Raw genomic sequence first — 2636 nt, 5'->3', positions numbered from 1 at the left:
TTGACCGAGCCGGCGAAGACGGCATCCGTCGGCCCACGCGACACTGGCACGCTCTCACCAGTGACCGGACTTTCATCAATGCCACTTACGCCGGAAATAATCTCTCCATCCGCCGGAATGCGGTCTCCCGGCCGGACCAGGACCACATCGCCTAGTCGGAGTTCGACAGCAGGAACCTCCCGGATACCGGCAGTGTCTTCGCGCAAGGCGATTTTCGGTACCAACGCTCCGAGCGCGCGGATACCATCACGGGCATGACTGACGGCAACGCCCTCAAGGAGTTCCCCGACCGCGAAGAGGAAGACGACGAGTGCAGCCTCCTGGGCCGCGCCGATAAATAGCGCACCGATCGCCGCGATCATCATCAGGGCTTCGATGGAAAACGGCTGAGCAACCCGGAGCGAGGCTAAGGCGCGGCGGGCAACCGGAAAAAGCCCTACCAGGCAGGCCCCGACAAATGGCCAGGGTTTCATCTCGTTTGGTGCGATCAGGCTGATACCCCAGGCCAGCACCAACAAAATACCGGTCGTGACAACAAGTCGTCCCTTTCCGGTTTTATACCAGGGCGTATCAGGCGCGCCGGCGTCATTCGTCGCATCCTGAGCAAATACAATGTCAGCTACAGTGGCAGGATTGAGGCGCCGGATACCATATCCCAGGCTCCTGACCATCTCTTCGACTTTGGTCACGGAAATCGCATTCTCATCCATGGTCAGTCGCAGTTTCTGAGACACCAGGGAAATCTCTACATTCTGGACGCCTGCGATTTGACCAAGCGCGCCCTTCACCTTGCTGACACAAGCAGCACAGTCCATGCCCGTGACATCCCACTCGCGCCTGTCCGGCATCCGGATTCTCCTGTTCACCCAGCAGCGAATCCGTTATCTACTTCCTCTAGTCGCTAGAGGTTCAAGGGGGCTTTTATGTTCAGTATCGGAAAATTATCCGGGTCAACTGGCGTCAAGGTGCCGACCATCCGCTATTACGAGCAGATCGGCATCCTTGAGGAGCCCGACCGAAGTGAAGGAGGGCAGCGTGTCTATGGAGAGGAAGCAAAAAAACGCCTGAGTTTTATTCGCCATGCGCGGGAACTTGGATTTTCACTAGATGAAATCCGTGAATTACTAGATCTTGCTGACGATCCCAATCAAAACTGTATGGCCGCATATGAGATAGCAAAACGCCAATTGATCGAGGTCAGGAACCGTATTGCCCGCCTGACGGCTCTCCAGGGCGAATTGCAACGCATGTTGGATCAGTGTTCATGCAACACAATCGGGACCTGTCGGATCATTCAGGTCCTGAGCGATCATTCTTTATGCACGTCAGAACATCTCGGCACGGAGGCAGGGTGCAAAGCGTCGTAAACAAATCATCGAGTATCGCAAACGGGTCGCAGCATGCAGGAGTAGTCCCCATGAACCGCACCATAAAGACCGCATGGGGCACACTTGCCGTCAGTCTGGTCGTTCTGGCCCTGAAGCTTGCCGCCTACTGGATGACGGGCAGCATCGCGCTTTACTCGGATGCGCTGGAAACAATCGTCAATGTAGCGGCCGCCGTCGGCGCGCTTATCGCCCTGTGGGTCAGCGCACAACCCGCAGACGCAAACCGTCCCTATGGCCACCAGAAAGCGGAATATCTGAGCGCGATCATCGAGGGTGGCCTCGTGCTCGCAACGGCAATTCTGATCTTCCAGGAAGCCTGGATCGGCTGGCAGCACCCGAAAGCACCGGACACGCCGCTTCTGGGCTTGGCCCTGAATGGCAGCGCCGGGGTTATAAACCTGTTCTGGGCGCTGCTACTGATCCGCAATGGCAAGCAGTGGAAGTCGCCCGCGCTCGTCGCGGGCGGCCGGCACATCCTGACGGACGTCTGGACGACCATTGCGGTCCTGATCGCTTTTGCGCTGATCCCGGTGACTGGTTGGCTCCGGCTTGACCCGGCCATCGGCGGCCTGGTCGCAGTCAATATCCTTTGGGCAGGTTATGGTGTCGTGCGGGAAGCCGTCGCCGGGCTGATGGATGAAGTCTCCGATCCCGAATTGATTTCACGCCTGGACCGGACGATCGCAGGGAATGCATCAGGGGCGATCGAAGCCCACGACGTGCGGGCGCGTGTCGCGGGCAACACGACATTCATTGAATTTCATCTCGTGGTCCCGACGGGGATGACCGTCGGCAGGGCGCATGAGATCTGCGACCACATCGAGCACGCACTCAGGACACAGCTCGGGCAGGCTGTGATCAACATTCACATCGAGCCCGAGGAGAAGGCGAAGCATGGCGACGTCATCATTCTGGACCGACACGCACACGTCAAAAATCGCGAAGAACTGATTTAGCCGCAGCAGGACTTTCGCTCGGCCTGAACCGCCGGGCGCGGAGCCGCTCCGTAATCCGCAGCGTATCCACTCCAAAGCCGCGTTTGCCAAACCTTGTGGTGTCTGCCCCGTGGCGGCATCGAACTGGCCACCTCTAAATGGGTCAATTGGATCAATAATCGTTGCCTTCTGTCATCCATTGGAAACATCCCGCCAGAAGTGGCTGAGGCACGTTTCCATGCACAACAGAAATCGCATGCATTGGCCGCTTAAACCGGATAGAAAACGTCTCCGAAAACCCGGGGCCATTCAA

At 57.9% G+C, this 2636-nt stretch carries 3 protein-coding genes; 2 read left to right on the top strand and 1 reads right to left on the bottom strand.

The window, feature by feature from the left end:
- A partial coding sequence (locus tag P792_RS39360; RefSeq protein WP_035440779.1) for a heavy metal translocating P-type ATPase occupies nt 1–848 on the bottom strand: 848 nt, incomplete at its 3' end.
- A gap of 75 nt (nt 849–923) precedes the next feature.
- Here P792_RS39360 and P792_RS34185 point away from each other — a divergent pair.
- Nucleotides 924–1367 carry a helix-turn-helix domain-containing protein gene (locus tag P792_RS34185; protein ID WP_023979795.1) on the top strand — a complete coding sequence of 148 codons (444 nt, stop codon included), beginning with the start codon at nt 924–926 and terminating at the stop codon, nt 1365–1367.
- A 50-nt stretch (nt 1368–1417) separates the two neighbouring features.
- Entirely contained in the window at nt 1418–2344 is a 927-nt protein-coding gene (locus P792_RS34180) for a cation diffusion facilitator family transporter (protein WP_023979794.1), read from the top strand.
- Nucleotides 2345–2636: the final 292 nt, after the last annotated feature.

The organism is Asaia sp. SF2.1 (genome assembly GCF_000505765.1).
Classification (GTDB): domain Bacteria; phylum Pseudomonadota; class Alphaproteobacteria; order Acetobacterales; family Acetobacteraceae; genus Asaia; species Asaia bogorensis.
Note: the sequence above shows the minus strand (reverse complement) of the source record. Positions and strands in the feature narration are given on the sequence as shown.